This window comes from Bartonella sp. CM120XJJH, from assembly GCF_042194715.1.
Taxonomy (GTDB): domain Bacteria; phylum Pseudomonadota; class Alphaproteobacteria; order Rhizobiales; family Rhizobiaceae; genus Bartonella.
Genome location: NZ_JBHINE010000091.1, coordinates 1 through 859 on the forward strand (window position 1 = coordinate 1; position 859 = coordinate 859).

General features: G+C 44.6%; 2 protein-coding genes. Both read left to right on the plus strand.

The window, feature by feature from the left end; all coding sequences use genetic code 11:
• The coding region (locus ACFIKU_RS09925) for a tail protein X (RefSeq protein WP_375657409.1) at window positions 1-189 on the plus strand (189 nt) is incomplete at its 5' end.
• Window positions 186-859 (plus strand): phage late control D family protein (locus ACFIKU_RS09930; protein WP_375657410.1); only part of this gene is annotated, 674 nt, incomplete at its 3' end. The genes ACFIKU_RS09925 and ACFIKU_RS09930, both read left to right, overlap by 4 nt.

Here is an 859-nt window from a genome sequence, read left to right on the forward strand (position 1 = left end):
GTGGATGCCATTTGCTGGAAATACTATGCCAAAGGTCAACAAGCGCTTGCTGTTGAACGCGTCTATGCAGCGAATTTGGGACTTGCAGACTATGGACCCATTTTAAAAGCAGGTATCACGATACTCTTACCAACCCTCCCCTATCCGAAAGCCACACCAGTAATCAGAATTTGGGGTAGCAAATCATGAAACCTTTTTGCATGGTTTTGGCAAATGGAGAAGACATCACAAAAACGCTCATGGATTATGTTTTATCGATTGAAATTACCGATGAAGCAGAAAACAAAAGTGATCGTATTACCATAGAGCTTGATGACCGTGCGCGTGACAGTGATAACGGCTTTCTTGATATTCCTCTTATCGGGACAGTTATTTCTGTAACACTTGGTTATGAAGGCGGGAAAAACCGCGATATGGGAGTCTATCTGATAGACGAAATCTCTGTAAGCAGACCACCGCAAAGCTTAAGTGTTACAGGACGCGCCGCATCAATGAACACATCTTATAGAACCCCAAAAAGCCAATCCTATCACCAGCAAACCCTTGGCAGTATTGTTCAAGAGATAGTAGAGCATAATGGCTATACGCCAAAGGTTGATCCTTCTCTTGCAAAAATCGTTGTGCGTCACATTGACCAAACGGCTGAAAGCGATATGGCTTTTGCCACACGCCTTGCAGAAGAATATGATGCAGTAGCAAAGCCCGTTGATGGCAAACTTGTGCTCGCCAAACGGGGTGAAGGCAAAGCCATCACCGGTGAAACACTCCCCATAGTTGTTATCCATGAAAAACATTGCATCTCTTGGGATTTTAAATACAGCGCACGGGATGAAGCAGGTGCAGCCAATGGCTTAGAAAC